General features: G+C 62.0%; 12 protein-coding genes and 2 pseudogenes. 2 read left to right on the top strand and 12 right to left on the bottom strand.

Annotated elements, in window-relative coordinates:
- Positions 1 to 76 precede the first annotated feature (76 nt).
- The 7 genes and pseudogenes from G9X64_RS22335 to G9X64_RS22365 all read right to left on the bottom strand — a co-directional run bounded on the left by G9X64_RS22335 (position 77) and on the right by G9X64_RS22365 (position 8,243).
- Entirely contained in the window at positions 77 to 454 is a 378-nt protein-coding gene (locus G9X64_RS22335) for a hypothetical protein (protein ID WP_171377404.1), read from the bottom strand.
- 21 nt (positions 455 to 475) lie between these two features.
- A complete protein-coding gene (locus G9X64_RS22340; RefSeq protein ID WP_168316931.1) occupies positions 476 to 781 on the bottom strand; it encodes a DUF5676 family membrane protein in 306 nt (101 codons plus the stop codon).
- A 415-nt stretch (positions 782 to 1,196) separates the two neighbouring features.
- Positions 1,197 to 2,276, bottom strand: coding sequence for an ABC transporter ATP-binding protein (locus G9X64_RS22345; RefSeq protein WP_168316930.1), 1,080 nt, complete (start codon positions 2,274 to 2,276; stop codon positions 1,197 to 1,199).
- A 31-nt stretch (positions 2,277 to 2,307) separates the two neighbouring features.
- Positions 2,308 to 3,357 carry a carbohydrate ABC transporter permease gene (locus G9X64_RS22350; RefSeq protein ID WP_171377405.1) on the bottom strand — a complete coding sequence of 350 codons (1,050 nt, stop codon included), beginning with the start codon at positions 3,355 to 3,357 and terminating at the stop codon, positions 2,308 to 2,310.
- Positions 3,354 to 4,391, bottom strand: coding sequence for a carbohydrate ABC transporter permease (locus G9X64_RS22355; protein ID WP_171377406.1), 1,038 nt, complete (start codon positions 4,389 to 4,391; stop codon positions 3,354 to 3,356). The genes G9X64_RS22350 and G9X64_RS22355 overlap by 4 nt, the downstream gene beginning before the upstream one ends.
- An 11-nt stretch (positions 4,392 to 4,402) precedes the next feature.
- Positions 4,403 to 5,662 (bottom strand): ABC transporter substrate-binding protein, encoded by a 1,260-nt coding sequence (locus tag G9X64_RS22360; RefSeq protein ID WP_171377407.1) that lies wholly within the window; start codon positions 5,660 to 5,662, stop codon positions 4,403 to 4,405.
- A 65-nt stretch (positions 5,663 to 5,727) separates the two neighbouring features.
- Positions 5,728 to 8,243, bottom strand: a pseudogene (locus G9X64_RS22365) (hypothetical protein).
- A gap of 186 nt (positions 8,244 to 8,429) precedes the next feature.
- On the opposite strand from G9X64_RS22365, the pseudogene G9X64_RS22370 reads away from it, so the two are divergent.
- A pseudogene (locus G9X64_RS22370) lies at positions 8,430 to 9,484 on the top strand (LacI family DNA-binding transcriptional regulator).
- A gap of 261 nt (positions 9,485 to 9,745) precedes the next feature.
- Here G9X64_RS22370 and G9X64_RS22375 read toward each other — a convergent pair.
- From G9X64_RS22375 to G9X64_RS22395, 5 genes are read right to left on the bottom strand one after another with little or no spacing between them, the layout of a single operon-like run.
- Positions 9,746 to 10,489, bottom strand: a complete 744-nt coding sequence (locus tag G9X64_RS22375) for an ABC transporter ATP-binding protein (protein ID WP_171377408.1) — start codon at positions 10,487 to 10,489, stop codon at positions 9,746 to 9,748.
- On the bottom strand, positions 10,486 to 11,331 hold the full coding sequence (locus G9X64_RS22380; protein WP_171377409.1) for an ABC transporter ATP-binding protein: 846 nt from the start codon (positions 11,329 to 11,331) through the stop codon (positions 10,486 to 10,488). The genes G9X64_RS22375 and G9X64_RS22380 overlap by 4 nt, the downstream gene beginning before the upstream one ends.
- Positions 11,318 to 12,220, bottom strand: a complete 903-nt coding sequence (locus tag G9X64_RS22385) for an ABC transporter permease (protein WP_029873223.1) — start codon at positions 12,218 to 12,220, stop codon at positions 11,318 to 11,320. The genes G9X64_RS22380 and G9X64_RS22385 overlap by 14 nt, the downstream gene beginning before the upstream one ends.
- Entirely contained in the window at positions 12,217 to 13,245 is a 1,029-nt protein-coding gene (locus G9X64_RS22390) for an ABC transporter permease (protein ID WP_171377410.1), read from the bottom strand. Before G9X64_RS22390 ends, G9X64_RS22385 begins: the two co-directional genes overlap by 4 nt.
- A 21-nt stretch (positions 13,246 to 13,266) precedes the next feature.
- Positions 13,267 to 14,862 (bottom strand): ABC transporter substrate-binding protein, encoded by a 1,596-nt coding sequence (locus tag G9X64_RS22395; protein ID WP_168311864.1) that lies wholly within the window; start codon positions 14,860 to 14,862, stop codon positions 13,267 to 13,269.
- A 133-nt stretch (positions 14,863 to 14,995) separates the two neighbouring features.
- Here G9X64_RS22395 and G9X64_RS22400 point away from each other — a divergent pair, with 133 nt between their 5' ends.
- Complete coding sequence (locus tag G9X64_RS22400; protein ID WP_029873220.1) at positions 14,996 to 15,706, top strand: FadR/GntR family transcriptional regulator; 711 nt, start codon at positions 14,996 to 14,998, stop codon at positions 15,704 to 15,706.
- Positions 15,707 to 15,745: the final 39 nt, after the last annotated feature.

Genomic DNA, 15,745 nt, shown 5'->3' on the forward strand with positions numbered 1-15,745 from the left:
ACCATTGAGTCATGGGCGTCCCGAGGGAAGCCCGTCGAAGCAACCGGATGCCGCGACGAGGCAGCCTCCGGCATCCTCAGACCGGAAGACGAGGTGGACCGAGCGTCGGTGGAAGCGCCAGACCGCTGCCGGTCTGGTCGCCCCATGCGAAACGGAGGAACGAACCCGTGGCGGCGGGAGCTTGAGTCCTGTCGAAGCTGGCGAGGACGATGCAGAAGCTGCACTGGACGGTGCAGCAGGCCTTGTGGTCGGAGGTGTGAAGGCCGCCTTGGAGCGAGACGTGGGCGTCCTTTGTCAGCACGGAGGAATGCTCGATCCCTGAGTGTCCGTGAGCCGGACGTTCATGGCACTGCATCGCCTTCACGCCTGCCGTGGGCGCGATCAGAAGCGCAAGTGCGACCAGGAAGGTCAGCACTGCGTTCATCCATGGGAACCTGCGGCGGTCGGCGGCCATATGCGCGGCTCCACTCGCTGCTCAGCCGAAGCGCCGGCTGATGAAGTTGAAGATCGCAGCGATCAATGCTCCTGCATAGCCACCAAAGATGACGCTTTGAAGGAGGCCCAGCACCAGGCTTCGAAGATCGAATCCCGTCAGGCCGAGATAGAACTGCAGCCATGGTCGGTGCAGGCCCCGTTCAGGCGCGACGAAGCCGAGCAGCATGCACAGCAGGAACGAGATCGCGGCGAAGGCGGCGAGTGTCGCGCCAAGCACCGGAACCGAAACATGAGCCGACGTCGCCGGGGATGTCTCGGAACGGGCATGCAGGGTTGTGTTCGCCATTGGGAACGATCCTCCGCGGGCTGTCTGTTCAGCCACCTTCAGAAGCGAACAATGAACCTGCGAGCTGCGTCCTTCTTTGACTTAAGTCAAGAATACGGAAATATCACCCGGCTGTGGGGGAAGACAGGCGGCCAAAGCCGCATGCAGCCAGCCTAGCCTTCCTCGGATGGACCGCACAATCCTCGATTCGCCGAGCGGAGTATCTGGCCATATAAGAGTTCGTTGCCCATGACGTGAATTTACCAGACGCGAAGGATGCGGAATCCCGGGCGTCGTCGCGTGTCTGGTATGGAATTTCGCGGAAGCGATGCGCGGCGGTTTGTCAAAGATCTCGACCTCGATACGGCCGACAGGTCGAAGTTCGCGCATGCGAATTGGGAGCGCCTGACTGGAAGCTGACGAGCGGTTCAGCCCATCAGGACAGGCGCCGGCCGTCCTCGCCAAAAAGGTGCAGCACATCGGGATCGAGATGCAGCGGCAGGCTGTCGCCCGATTTCATCCGCTGCTGGCCGGCAAAAACCGCAATCAATTTCTTCCCGGCTGCGTCGGCGTGGACGACGGTCTCCGAGCCCAGTTCCTCGACAAGGGTGATGCGGGTGTCCAGCCTGCCCGCTGAGCCCTCATCGGCAAGGGTGATGTGTTGCGGCCGGATGCCGATGCTGACCCTTTCGCCCGTCGGGCGTGCCTCCTTGGCAATCACCGAGAGACGATGGCCGCCGACGGTTTCGACCTCAGCGAAACCGCCCTCGTGACCGACAATCGCACCTTCGAGGAAATTCATGTGCGGCGCGCCGATGAAGCCGGCGACAAAGCGGTTGGCCGGCTTGTTGTAGAGTTCGAGCGGTGTTCCCACTTGCTCGATCCTGCCGCCTCTCAAGACGACGATGCGGTCGGCCAGCGTCATTGCCTCAACCTGGTCATGGGTGACATAGATCATCGTCGCCTTCAGGCGGGCGTGAAGGGCTGCGAGTTCGGCCCGCATGCTGACCCTCAGTTCAGCGTCGAGATTGGATAGCGGTTCGTCGAGCAGGAAGGCATCCGGCCGCCGCACGATGGCGCGGCCGATCGCGACGCGCTGGCGCTGGCCGCCGGAGAGCTGGCCCGGGCGGCGCTGCAGAAAGGGCTCAATCTCCAGCATGCGCGCGGCGTCGGTGATGCGCGCTTCGATCTCGGCTTTCGCCACCTTGGTGTTCTCGAGACCGAAGGCGAGGTTTTCCCGGACGCTCATATGGGGATAGAGCGCATAGGACTGGAAGACCATGGCCAGACCGCGATCGGCGGCGCTGATAGCGGTAACATCCTTGCCGTCGATGGCAATGCTGCCGCCAGTCGGCTTATCGAGGCCGGCGATCAGGCGCAGCAGCGTCGATTTTCCGCAACCGGAAGGGCCGACGAAAGCGACGAACTCGCCGTCGTTGACATGAAGCGAGACATCGCGAATGACCTCGACGGCGCCGAAGTTCTTGACGATTTTCCTGAGCTCGAGCCCGCTCATGCACTCTCCTGTTTCTTATATTAAGATTGGCCTATTTCAGCCCCGAGCCGGCGATGCCCGTCGTGATGAAGCGCTGCAGGAAGACGAAGATCAGCACGACCGGGATCATCGAGACGACGGTCATGGCGAGGATGTAGTGCCATTGCACATTGAGTTCGCCGGCATAAACATTGAGGCCGACCTGCAGCGTATAGAGTTCCTTGCGCGACAGCACGATCAGCGGCCAGAGGAAATCGTTCCAGCGCCAGACGACCGAGAAGATCGCCAGCACCGCCAGCGCCGGCGCCGACAGCGGCAGGATGATGCGCCAGTAGATCTGCCACTCGCTTGCTTTGTCCATGCGCGCGGCATCGAGCAATTCGTCGGGGATAGTCAGCATGTATTGGCGCAGCAGGAAGACGCCCGTCGGGGTGGCGACTGTCGGCAGAATGACGCCCCAGAGACTGTCGAAGAGGTTCAGCGTTCCGATGACGGAATAGAGCGGCACGACGATGACCGAAAGCGGCACCATCAGCGTCGCCAGGATCATCAGCATGACGGCGGTGCGGCCGGGGAACTGGTATTTCGATAGCGCGAAAGCGGCCATGGAATTGACGAGCAACGTAATGGCCGTCGCGACGACGGTGACGAAGACGGAGTTACGCAGGAACAGAAAGAAATCGAAGCGCTGGAAAGGTTCGGTGTAATTGCCGCCGGCGAATTCGACCTGGCGCACCGGTGTGCGGTCCTTGATATTCGCCTTGACGATTTCGCCCGGCTGTTTCGGATCGACCATCTGGCCGATGATGCCGATGCGGCGGACTTCGGCGAGCACACGCGTGCTGCCATCGGGCATCGTGACATTATAGAGCGGCAACGGCTTGTCGTAACCCGGCACCACTGCCTGTTCGGTGACATAGGGCAGGAAGGACGGCGGGAATTCGGCAAGGGCCGCCGGCGTCTTGAAAGAAGAGAAGACCAGCCAGACGGCCGGGCCGAACATCAGGAAGACGCCCGAGATCAACCAGCTCCAGGTGACAACATCCGTCCAGTGCCAACCGCGGCCGCGGCGACGGAGCAGAAAAGCAGAGACAGCGCTCATTGGCGAGCCCCCTTCTTCTCGTTGCGGCTGCTGACGCCGAGCTGGACCAATGTCAGGATGACGAGCACGATGCCCATCAGGATCGAAGCGGCGGACGCCAGCCCCGGATTGCGCAGCGAACTCGCAAAGCCGGTCTCGTAGATATATTGGGTGATGTACATGGTGCTGGTGCCCGGCCCGCCACCGGTCAGCACGAAGACCTCATCGAAGATCTGCACGGCGCGGATCAGCGCCAAAACCAGGACGACGATAAGGTTCGGCATCAGCAGCGGCAGGGTGATGCGCCAGAAGATGCGGGTCGGACGGGCGCTGTCCATCGCGGCTGCCTCATAGAGATCCCTCGGGATCGCCTGCAGGCCGGCGAGCAGGATCAGCGCATAAAAGCCCATATGCGCCCAGACCGAGACGAAGACGGCGAAGAAGAAGGCCCAGAAACGATCGCTGAGCCAGGAAAAGGGTTCGAAACCGAAGGGGCTCAGCGCATAGTTCAAGAGGCCTTCGCGCTGCAGGATCCATTTCCAGATCAGGCCGACGACGACGGGCGACAGCAGCACCGGGAAGAAGAAGACGGCGCGCCAGAAGCCGCGATTGGAAAGCTCGCGGTTGAGGATCAGCGCCGTTGCGAGCGCCGCGATCAGCATCACAGTCACCTGGAAGACGACGAAGACGGCGGTATTGCGCACCGCCGCCCAGAAGGTGTCGGCGGCACAGGTCGAGGGATCGAGATAGCTGCGGCAATCGAAGAGGATGCGGTACTGGTCGGCGCCGACATAGGTCCTGTTCTGCAGGAAGATGGCGCTGCCGCTCGTCGTCGAGTAGATGAAGTTGATGACCAGCGGCAGCAGCACGAAGACGGTGAAGATCAGCATGTTCGGCGCCAGGAAGACGCCCGCCATGCCGTTCAGCCCGGTCAGTTTCTGCCAGCCACGCATGGGAATGTCGACGATCCCCATGGCAAGCCGGACAGGCGCCAAGAGCGCCTGCCGCAGACCGGTTCTCGCCGGTGGTTCAGAAGAAACCGTCTTCGCCGTCATCTGTTCTTCCGTCAGTTGCCGGCGACCTTGGCCTTGATATCCTCGTCGATGCGGGCATAGGCGTCGTCGAGCTTCATTTCGCCGGCGATCACCTGGCTGATGCGGGCAACGATGGCGCTGTAATAGGCATCCGACCACTTCCAGCCGGGCAGCTTCATGGCGGGTGCCGCCGTCTGGCCGGCCGCCTCAACGAAGGCCTTCAGCGCCGCCTGCACATGCGGATTGTCGGTCTTGAAGTCAATCTGGCCGGCGGCGACACCCTTATGCGCTGGAATGAACAGGCTGCGTTCGGCAAATTCCTTCTGCACGTCGGCACCTGCCAGGTAATCCATCACCTTGGCGACGTCCTTCGGGTTCTTGGTGTATTTGACGGCGACGAGACCGGCGCCACCCTGCATTCCGGAGCATGCGGCCGTGCCGCAGGGGCTGCCCGCCATCACCCAGTCGAAATTGTCGCCGATCTTCTGGGAGAAGCCCGAAACCTGCCAGCTGCCCGAATAGAGATAGGCAAGGCCGCCATTGATGAAGTCCTCTGCGGCGGAGCGGTAGGTGGTGCCGGCAGCACTGACCCAGACATCCTTGTTGATGGTGCCGTCCTCGTTCCACTTGACGAAGCGGCTGAGGAAGTCCTTGGCGCCCTGATCGATCGGCGCCGGCTTGCCGTCAGCAGCGATATAGTTGGCGCCGTAGGAGATATTCGGGCCGGAGACGCGGTGGCCGGAGCGGTCGATCGCCATGGCGAAGACCTTCTGGCTGTCGGCAACCTTCTTGGCCGCCGCTGCCCAGTCGTCCCAGGTGGCTTTCGGGCCGGGGATCTCGACGCCGGCCTGTTCGAACAGCGTCTTGTTGACGAAGCCGCCGGTCAGCGTCAGCTGCGTCATGAAGCCGGTGATGGCAGTCGAGCCGTCCGGACGCATCCAGTCGGCCTGGGCGCCGAAATTATCCTCCCAGTATTTCGCGTCGGTGAGGTAGGGGCGAAGATCGAGCCAGTGTTGTGCCTGCGCCTTCAGATTGGTGAGGCGGGCGATATCCGGCCCCTGCCCGGCTTCAAGCTGCACCGGCAGTTGTTCCTTGACGACGTCGTAGGAGACCTCGTCGAGGATGACGTTGACATCAGGATTGGCCTTGGAGAAGCGCGAGAGCAGGTCCTTGATCACCTCGCCTTCGCCGCCGTCGGAATACCACATGATGCGCACGTCGCCGGCATGGGCGGCAACAGAACTCAAGAGAACTGCAGCAAAAGCCGCGCCGATCGATTTCATTCTGGTCATTTTTTCCTCCTCTTGATCGATCAATTCCTGCGTCCGGCCGGTCCTCCACCTGCCGGACGCGTCGTCTACGAGGCCGCTCGCCGAGGCTGCCTGCCCGGTATCTTCAGATGTACCGCGTCTCCCCGCACCGACCAGTCCATCGGGCGAAGAATACGGCCTTCGGCGTGCACGGTGCCGTCTTCTTCGAAGACGACCCGGCCATAATCCGGATCGATAACGATCAGTGCGCCCTCGTCGTCGCGGCGGGCCGAGAGCGCGGCGAAACGCGCCTGCATGCCGCCAAGGCCACCCTCGCGCCCGAGATCCGAGAGACGGACGATCCAGCGGCCGTTGCGGCCGGCCAGCCGCAGCTCGATATCCGTCGTCGGGCCTTGCTTTACCGGCCCCAATGCTCCGTTGCCGATCAGCATCGCAATCCCGTTGCCGGAGCGGGCGAGCGCCAGATTGCCGTCGACCACCGTGTCGTCGAAGGCCTCGAGCGGGAACCAGGCATGGGTGAAATCAGGCTGGCCCTCGTGGATCTCGAAATCGAGGATCGCCAGATCGCGATACTGATGCACACGCGGCAATGTTCCGCAGCCACCCCAGAAGCTCGGCCGGCCATACCCGAACTGGATGGTCTCGCCGGGATGGTTGATCCAGATCTGCGCTTCCGGCCGGTCGCCCAGACGCAGATGCAGCACCGTCTCCTGGTAGCCCCAGGCGCCGGGACGATAATGGGCGATGGTGCCGAGCGCAGTGTCACGGGTCTTGTAGTGGTAGAGGGCGGCGAAACGGTTTTCGCCTTGGGAAAAGGTCCATTCCTGCGCGTCGTCGGACTGGTGCGCCGCAATCGCCGCAAGCGCTTCTGGAAAACGCAGGCCATGATCGCGAATGCAGACGGCAAGCTGCGGCAAAGCGTGGACGCGCCGGCCGTACCAGCCGCGGCCCCAAAGCAGCCGGGCGATAGCGGAGAGTTCGACCGAGCGGCCGGGGCGCAGCGTATGTTCGTAAGAGCGGCCCTGGCTGCCGGTCAGCATGCCATGATGGGCCGAGCGGGCGACGATCTCCATCAGGCGGACGATGCTGGCGCTCGCCCGGTTGCGGATCGTCTCATCCGGCGCACAGGCGGTCAGCGCCGTCAGGCCCTTGAGGTCGATCGGGAAATAGGGAACGGAATTCCATTCGGCCATTTCCCAGCGCTCGAAATGATCGAGCCAGGCGCGGACACGCCCTTCGCCGACCTTCATTTGCTCGGCGCCGGTGCGGCCGGAACGGACGAAGACGGCATCGGGGAACAGCCTGCCGCCGAGATAGGCGGCGGTATGGAAGAGAAGCGCGTGGTTTTCCGAAAAATACCACTGAACGTCGTTGCCAGGCTCATCCATCCAGTAGCGGTAATTGAGGACGGCATGCTCGATCCTGTCGCGCAGCGCGGGTGACAGCAGATCGCTCCAGCGCGTATAGGCAAAGAGCAGCGGCACCAGTACGAAATCGGCGCAGTCGTGGCAATCCTCGATGACCGGGAGCATCGCCGAGATCATCGCCTCGGTTTCCTCGCCGCCCTGCCCCAGCGCAAGGCGTGCGAAAGCGCAGACCGTGTCGGGCTCGGAATGGGCGGCAACCTCGGCCAGCGCCTCGGCGACGCGGTCCTCAAGGGCGGCGGGTGCCTCCCCCTGCCGCTCAGGATGACAGATCTCGACACCGAGCGTGCGACCGAGCGAAAACGTACCTGTTTTGAACGTGATGCGGAAATGGCGGAAATCGGCGGGCATATCCGCCGAGGTTCCGAGCGCCAGTTTCGTTGCTCCCGCTTCCAGCTCGAAATCATAATCGAAGCGCTCGATCGACATGAAGTCGCCTTCGATCTCGACATGGCAGGTCAGCGCCACCGGCAGCGGCGCGGGGAAGAGGATCGTCACGTCTTCGCCGAGATAGGCAGTGCGGTCGAAGCGCATGCCTTCGAGGATGACCTCCAGCGCATCCGCATCGCCGGCGGCGATGGGAACGGGAACTGATGTTTCGACCTCAGGCCCTTCGACATAATCCAGCTGGAAATAGAAACGGGCGTCACGCTCGGCGAGATCGTCGAAATAGACGCGGATCTCGTTGGGGCCGGCCGCCAGCTCGACCTCGAACAGCTGCTGGGCTTCGAGATTGCGCTGGTAAGGCGCCATGAAGCCCTGCTCCCTGCCATTGACGAAGAGGATCGCGCCGCCGCAGGTCGACAGGCGAAGCGTCGCACGCCCCACTGAGCGGGCATCGAGGAAGGTGCGCGCCCAGCAGCCGATGCGTGTCGGGCGGAACCAGAAGCCGGAGAGATCGACACGGGGAAGGGAAGCCACCAGCGGACGGCATCGAATTCGGCAGCCGGTTGCGGCCGCCGGCCGGAGAAGGATTTTTTGAATTCGGTGCGGCAGGGATATTCATGCGGGATGAAATTCTTCGTCTTGGTGACGAAGAAAAATGGATCCATGCTGCCTTCCATCGGACGGTCGGCGACGTCGTAGCGCTCCTGCCACAGATGGGCGAGCTGCCAGTAGACGATCGGGCTAGCCTTTGGCGTTGCGCGGCGGAGATGGGATTGCTGCTCAGTGGTCATATTTCAGCCCGCTCAAGCCTTGGTACGGGTAAAACGCCCGACGCATGGACTGGCCGTCTAGCCACATTTCAAAGCCTCCCTGCTCTGCCGCTTGTCGCGGACTCCTCAGGCAACAATTGTGCATAGGCATTCCATTTGCGCAATCTGAAAGATTTTTGCATGATGGAGAGGGCGTGAGGAGATGACATGGCGGCGGAAGAGAAAAAAGGCAGGCGCACGCGCCTCGACGACATTGCCGCCCGATGCGGCGTCTCGATCAGCACGGTGTCTCGTGCACTGGCAGGGGAAAAGGGCGTCAGGCCGGAGATTCGCAAGCTGGTTCTGGAAACGGCAAGTGCGGTCAGCTACGCCCTGCCGGCAAGCGTCGCCGGCAAGAAGGTCATGCTCGTCGCCTCCGGCGCGGCGATGATCGACTATGTCCGCAACCAGTTCACGCTCTATGTGCTAGAAGGATTGAACGCGCGTGCCGCCGCCCTCGGCATCGAACTGGCGATACGCCCGGTTGCCGACAAGGGGGATGAGGCCCGCGTCCTCGCCGAGATACGTGACGATCCGAGCTTCGGCGGCATGCTGATCCTGACTGTCGACGAAGAGGAGATGCTGGCGGAGGCCGCCAATCTCGGAAAGCCCGTCGTGCTCGTCAACAGCGACGATCCCTATATGCGGCTTTCGAGTGTGACGCCCTGCAACCGCTCGGCCGCCTTCATTGCCGCCGAGCGGCTGATCAAGGCCGGGCATGAACGCATCCTGTTCATGCTGAGGCCGGGTCGGCGGACGATCGAGCGGCGCTTTGAGGGCTGGCGCGATGCCCTGCAGCATCATGGGCTGGCCGCCGATGCCGATCTGGTGCTCGAGGTCGACGACTGGCTGCCGGAACTCGGCGCCGAAGCAATCACTCGTCTTGTCCGCGGGAAGGGTCTCTCCTTCACCGCCATCCTGACGGCGGGCGACAGTCTTGCCAATGGCGCGGTGCGCGGATTGCAGGCGATGGGTTACGCCGTGCCGCAGGACATCTCGGTGATGGGCATAGACGACTTGCCGCAGTCGGCCTTTCTCAATCCGCCGCTCTCGACGGTGCATATTCCGATGCGCGAACTCGGCGCACCGCGCTCGATCTGCTGCGCGACATGATGCTCGGCCTTGCGGCGCCGCGGCGGCGGGTCGAGCTTGCCTGCCATCTCGTCGAAAGGGGTAGCGTCGCAGCGGTCAGGCATGTGTCTGCCGTTACGGAAGGTCGCTGACGAGCCACGCCACCAAGTGCATGGCGTTGATTCTATGTCATCTTCGACGCCTCGGCCCTGGAGATTGCAGGGACCGCCCCTCATCCGGCTGCCGCCATCTTCTCCCCGTAAACGGGGCGAAGGGTATATGCCGCACCCTCATCGTCCACGCTCGCTCTCGCGTGGCACGTCCCCTCTCCCCGTTTTTTTACGGGGAGAGGGTTAGGGTGAGGGGCAGCCATTAGCGCAAACCGGACAATTCCACACCACAGTGGTCGATTATCAAGCCTCGATAAAACTCGCCTCAAACAGTTCTCGCGCATAGGCATCATGCGTGTTGCCGGCCTGTAGATCCGCTTTGGTGAGTTCGTCGACGAAGCAACCATTCTTCATGATCAGCACCCGGTCGCACATATGGGCGATGACGGCGAGGTCATGGCTGACCAGCAGATAGGTCAGGCCCTTTTCCTCGCGCTGATCGGCAAGTAGGTTCAAGATCTCAGCCTGGACCGAGACATCGAGCGCCGATGTCGGCTCGTCGAGCAACAGGATGGGCGGCGACAGGATCAGTGCCCGCGCGATGGCCACCCGCTGCCTCTGGCCGCCGGAAAGCTCGTGCGGAAAGCGGTTTGCGAAGCTCGCCGGCAAACCAACCTGGATCAACGCCCTCTCGACCTTCGACCAGATATCGGAATGGCCCATAGCGCGCAGCGGTTCCGCCAGGGCGGTGCCGATACGATGGCGCGGATGCAGGGATCCGTAAGGGTCCTGAAACACCATTTGCGCGAATTTCAGCTCCTCGCGGGAGCGTTTCTTGCCGATCGGTTTGCCGCCAAGCTCGATGTGACCGGTCCAACCAGACTCCATACCGGCGAGGCAACGCAGCACCGTCGATTTACCGCATCCGGATTCACCGACAATGCCGAGCGTCTCCCCCTGGCCAACCTGAAAACTGATGCCCCTGACGACATGGTTGCTTGATTTGCCGGAGGCAAAGACGACATCGAGGTCACGCACATTGATCATTGCGCCGTCTCCAGATCGAGTTTCGTCCTGTCGAGGACCGCAAGCCGGCGAACCGGATTCCTGGGATCGGGCAGCGCAGCGATCAGCCCGCGGGTATAGGGATGGCTGGCGTCTTCGAGACGGGTCAGGGTCTCGACGATCCGGCCGGCATACATGACGATGATGCGCTCGCAAAAGGCTGCCACCATGCGAATGTCGTGGCTGATCAACAGCAGTCCGGAATTGTTCTCGCGCACCAGCTCATCGAGCAGCAGCAGCACGTCCTTGCGGACGCTGACATCGAGCGCCGAGGTCGGCTCGTCGGCGATGACAAGCTTCGGCCGCGCCAGCAGCATCATTGCGATCATCACGCGCTGGCCCATGCCGCCCGAGATCTGGTGGGGATAAAGCGCCATGACCCGGTCCGCATCGCTGATGCGCACGCGCTCCAGCATGGCGCGGGCAGCCTCATACGCCTGTTTCTTGTGAAGACCGAGGTGAAGGCGGGCGGCTTCAGCGATCTGCTTGCCGATCGAAAGCACCGGATTCAGCGAATAGCGCGGATCCTGCATGATCAGCGCGATGTCCTTGCCGCGCAGCGCTCCCATCTGACGCTCGCTCTTTGAAAGCAACGGATCGCCGCTAAGATCCATGCGTTCGGCCGAGACCACCGCGGCCGGCGGCAAAAGGCGCATGATCGCGCGACCCGTCGTCGATTTGCCGGAACCGGATTCTCCGACGATCCCGACGCGTTCGCGCCCGACGTCGAAGCTGACATTGGAAACGGCGGGCACGGCGCCTCGGCCGAAACGGACGGTCAATCCTTCGACGGAAAGAACGGGCTGCAGATCACGATCTTGCATGGCGGGGATCCAAAAGGTCGCGCAGAGCATCTCCGGCGATGTTGAAGGCAAGGCTGGTGAGGAGGATGGCGATACCCGGCATCACGGCAACCCACCAATAATCGAGCATGAACTTGCGGCCGCTGGAGATCATCGCGCCCCATTCCGGCGCCGGCGGCTGGGCGCCAAGGCCGAGGAAGCCAAGCGAAGCCGCCGTCAGAATGATACCTGCCATGTTGAGCGTCAGGCGAACAATGACGGACGGGACGCACATCGGCGCGATATAGAGGAGAAGAATGCGCATCGGCGAGGCGCCATAAAGGCGGGCGGCGACCACATAGTCGGCGTTTCTGACGACAAGGGCCTCGGCGCGCGCGAGCCTCGCAATCGGCGGCCATGCGGTCAACGAGATCGCGATGATTGCCGTGGTCAAGCCGGCGCCGAGTGCCGCAGCAAAGGCGAGCGCCAGGATCAGCGACGGGAAAGAGAGAACGATGTCGGTGGCGCGCATCAGTAGCGCATCGGTGCGCCCTCCGAAGAAGCCGGCAACGACGCCGATCAAAAGGCCGATCGGCCCGACAATCAAGGAGATCGACAGCACGGTCTGGATGGTGATGCGCGTGCCGAAGATCAGGCGGCTCAAGATGTCTCGACCGAATTCGTCCGTGCCCGCCAGATGCGCGAGGCTCGGCGGCTGCAAGGCCTCGCCAAGCGACTGTATGGCCGGATCGTAGGGCGCCAGGAGCGGCGCGAAGATCGCGACAATGCAAAGTAGACCGAGGATGACGAAACCGGCAAGACCGAGCGGCTCGTGGGCCAATTTGCGGCCGGCGCGCGCAAACGACGCCGCGATACGGGTCGACACACTTGGCGGGCGGATATGAATCTCGCTGCGGATGACATCGCTCATCGGGCCGCCTCCCGCATGCGCGGGTCAAAGACGGCGTAGGCGACGTCGGCCAGGAAGTTCAACAACATGAAAATGAATCCCACAATGATGGTGCCGGCGACGATGGCGTTCATGTCGCCGATCATCAGCGCGTTCGTCATGTACTGGCCAATGCCTGGCCAGGAGAAAACGATCTCGGTCACGACGGCGCCTTCGAGCAGACCGCCATAGGAAATGGCCAGGATGGTGATCAACTGCACCGCAATGTTCGGCAGGACGTGGTGCCAGATCGTGCCGAGCGGGCTCACCCCTTTGGCTCGGGCAGCGATGACATAGTCCTGGCTCAACTGCTCCAGGGTGAAGCTGCGCGTCATGCGGGTGATGTAGGCCATCGCCGCGTAGGCGAGGATGACGGCAGGAAGAATGATATGGCCGAGCGCATTCCAGAAGATTTCCGTCTCGCCCTGCAGCAGGCTGTCTATCAACAACAGCCCGGTTTGCGGCGTGACGAGGCCTTCGTAAAAGACATCGATCCTGCCCGGCCCGCCGACCCAGTTGAGGCCGGCATAGAAGATGACGAGCCCGACGATGCCGAACCAGAAAACCGGGATCGAATTACCGACGAGCGCGACCACGCGGGCCGTCTTGTCGATGAAGCTGTCGCGAAAGAGTGCTGCGACCAGCCCGAGCGGGACACCGACGAAGGTCGAAATGATCACCGCCAGCGTCGCAAGTTCAAACGTTGCCGGAAAGGCTTGAGCGAGGTCTGCAGAGACCGGATTGCCGGTGAGGACGGCGGTGCCGAAATCACCGTGGGCCAGCCCGTTCAGATAGAGGAAAAACTGCTGGTAGATCGGCAGATCGAGCCCCAGACGCGCCCGCATCGCCGCATAGGCTGAGGGATCGGCGAGCTCGCCGACAATCGCGCCGACCGGATCGGTGGGCAAGACGCGGCCGATCACGAAGGTCACACATAAGAGGATGAACAGGCTGACCAGCAAATGCGCCAGCCGTCGGCCAAATTCGGCTACGGAGAGTTCCTTCATGATCGGCTGTCCTGGGAAGTATTACTGGGTTTCGACCTTGGTCACGTTCTCGAGACGCGTCAGCTGAGACGGATGCCCCACATATCCCTCGACCTTGGTGGACAGGACGATCGGCTCAAAGCGCTCGAAGAGTGGGAGCACCGCCGGCTTCTGTTCAACGAACATCTTCTGCATCTGAACATAGATTTCGCCGCGCTTCTTGGCGTCCGGCTCCATCGATGCTTTCGCCGTCAGGGCCGTGAGTTCCGGGATGTCCCAGGCCGAGCGCCAGACGAAATTGCCGGCATTGTTGGCTTCCTTCGAGTTGTCGGGATTGGAGGAGAACTGCTCCATCGAGCCGAGGACGTTCGGCATATAGGCGCTGGTCTGCGGGATCAGCAGATCGAAATCCCTGGCGCGATGGGCGGCAATGATTTCCGAGCCGTTGCCCTGCTGGATGTCGATCTTGATGCCGATCTGGGCAAGCGATGCCTGGATGGCGGTGGCAAGATCGATGCGCGGCGTTTGCGCGATCGTCTTCAGCGACAGCGAGAAGCCGTCCTTGAAGCCTGCCTCGCTCAGCAGCTGCTTGGACTTTTCGACGTCGAGATGCCAATCGGGGTTCGGGATGGCGTATTCGAAATTCTCCGGAACGGGTACGTTTCTCGCCCGCCCGTAAGGACCCATGATGGTCTTTTCGATGCCCTTATAGTCGATGCCGTAAGCAATGGCTTCGCGAACCTTCGGGTTGGAGAGGTATTTGTTGCCGGCATTCATCGACAGCACGTAGAAACCGCCCGTCGGAATACGCTGGATGGCAAAGCCCTTCTTGTCCTGGAACGTCGCGAGATCCGAGGCGGTCAGGGCGCTCGCAATATCGATATCGCCGCGTTCGAGCATCAGCCGTTCGACCTGGCTTTCAGGCACATGCCGGACGATGACGCGACGCATCTTTGGCGCGCCGGTCATATAATCCTTGTTGGCATCGAGGATTACCAGTTCGTTCGGAGACCAGCGATTGAGGGTGAACGGACCGGAGCCAGCCGAATGGGTTCGCATCCAGGCGTTGCCGTAGTCGTTATCGACGGCGTGGCTCTCGACCTCGACGCTGTCGACCACGCTGGTGGTGGTGGTCGTCAGCCGGTAGAGCAGAAGCTCTGCCGTCACCTGTTCGGAGAGATCGATCCGCACCGTCTGGTCGTCGACGGCCTTGACGAGCTTTTCGACATTGTCCTTGTCGTAGCCGACGCGCTTGAGGTTGGCGGCGGCCGCCTGGTCCATCTTCAAGAGCCGCGCCAATGAATAAACGACATCCTTCGAGGTGACCGGATTGCCGGAGGCGAAATTGGCCTTGCGCAGCGTAAAGGTGATGCCCTTGTCGTCAACCTTCCAGCTTTCTGCCAGCTGCGGAAGAATCTTGCCGTCCGCGGTGCTGGCGACCAGCCGATCGTAGAGATTCGACATGATCTCGACCGCTTTGCCTTCGGTCGCCTGCTGCGGATCCAGCGACAGAACCTGCGCCAGCGATGTGCCGACCACCAACTGGTCCTGCGGTGTGGCGGCCTGCGAGAGCGGAGCAGCGATCGTCAGGGCGCCGATCACGGCGCCGACGAATAAGCCCTTAGAAAAATGCTTCATTGTCAGTCCTCCCTAGACTACTATAAAAGACATATTATGTCGCCCGTATGTCGTATTATGATTTATCGAAGTCTGATATGATTTGCAAGACCCGAGCGGGAGACTTGATGCAAAGGGATTGGGGGAACGGACAATGACGACACTCGGCGGTGGCCGGCAAAGACTGGCGCAGCAGGTCATCGATCAGTTGCGGGCGCAGATCGAGACGGGGAAGCTACGGGTCGGCGACCAGTTGCCAACCGAGCCGCAGCTTGAAGCGACATTCGGCGTCAGCCGCACCGTGGTGCGCGAGGCCATTGCCGATCTGAGGTCGGCAGGCTTCGTCAAGCCGATCCAGGGCAAAGGCGTCTTCGTCGCGGATCCGAAGGCGCATTCGGTCCTGTCACTGACGCCGGTGGAAATCAAAAGCATTCCGGAAACCCTGGAATTGCTGGAGTTTCGCATGGCCGCCGAGGGTGAAGCGGCGGCAATCGCCGCCTATCGCCGCACGGCCGAGCAGGAGGCGGCGATTCGCGAAGCCAACCGCAGAATGGCGCACCTGATCGAAACCGGACAGCAAACCGTGGAAGCGGATTACGCCTTCCACATGGCGATTGCCGCCGCCACGAACAACCGATTCTATGTCGATGTCCTGCGCCATTTCGGCCCCAGAGCCATCCCCCGCGGCCAGTTTCCGACACTGCCGGAAGCCAATGACCGCAGCTATCTTCAGAAGGTTTATGCCGAACATGTCGAAATCCTCGCGGCAATCGCCGATCAGGATCCCGAACGCGCCCGCCAGGCAATGCGCGCCCACATGCTGGCCAGCCAACGCCGCTACCGCATGCTCGCCGAGCAGCAATAGGGCTCGACACTCTTCGAAATTCATATTATGTCATATGAC

This window comes from Rhizobium sophorae (assembly GCF_013087515.1).
In the GTDB taxonomy this organism is placed as follows: Bacteria; Pseudomonadota; Alphaproteobacteria; order Rhizobiales; family Rhizobiaceae; genus Rhizobium; species Rhizobium sophorae.

What these genes read in the sequence shown, in the direction of transcription:
- G9X64_RS22335 (WP_171377404.1), bottom strand. Translation starts at nt 454, where the DNA reads ATGGCCGCCGACCGCCGCAGGTTCCCATGGATGAACGCAGTGCTGACC.
- G9X64_RS22340 (WP_168316931.1), bottom strand. Translation starts at nt 781, where the DNA reads ATGGCGAACACAACCCTGCATGCCCGTTCCGAGACATCCCCGGCGACG.
- G9X64_RS22345 (WP_168316930.1), bottom strand. Translation starts at nt 2,276, where the DNA reads ATGAGCGGGCTCGAGCTCAGGAAAATCGTCAAGAACTTCGGCGCCGTC.
- G9X64_RS22350 (WP_171377405.1), bottom strand. Translation starts at nt 3,357, where the DNA reads ATGAGCGCTGTCTCTGCTTTTCTGCTCCGTCGCCGCGGCCGCGGTTGG.
- G9X64_RS22355 (WP_171377406.1), bottom strand. Translation starts at nt 4,391, where the DNA reads ATGACGGCGAAGACGGTTTCTTCTGAACCACCGGCGAGAACCGGTCTG.
- G9X64_RS22360 (WP_171377407.1), bottom strand. Translation starts at nt 5,662, where the DNA reads ATGACCAGAATGAAATCGATCGGCGCGGCTTTTGCTGCAGTTCTCTTG.
- G9X64_RS22375 (WP_171377408.1), bottom strand. Translation starts at nt 10,489, where the DNA reads ATGATCAATGTGCGTGACCTCGATGTCGTCTTTGCCTCCGGCAAATCA.
- G9X64_RS22380 (WP_171377409.1), bottom strand. Translation starts at nt 11,331, where the DNA reads ATGCAAGATCGTGATCTGCAGCCCGTTCTTTCCGTCGAAGGATTGACC.
- G9X64_RS22385 (WP_029873223.1), bottom strand. Translation starts at nt 12,220, where the DNA reads ATGAGCGATGTCATCCGCAGCGAGATTCATATCCGCCCGCCAAGTGTG.
- G9X64_RS22390 (WP_171377410.1), bottom strand. Translation starts at nt 13,245, where the DNA reads ATGAAGGAACTCTCCGTAGCCGAATTTGGCCGACGGCTGGCGCATTTG.
- G9X64_RS22395 (WP_168311864.1), bottom strand. Translation starts at nt 14,862, where the DNA reads ATGAAGCATTTTTCTAAGGGCTTATTCGTCGGCGCCGTGATCGGCGCC.
- G9X64_RS22400 (WP_029873220.1), top strand. Translation starts at nt 14,996, where the DNA reads ATGACGACACTCGGCGGTGGCCGGCAAAGACTGGCGCAGCAGGTCATC.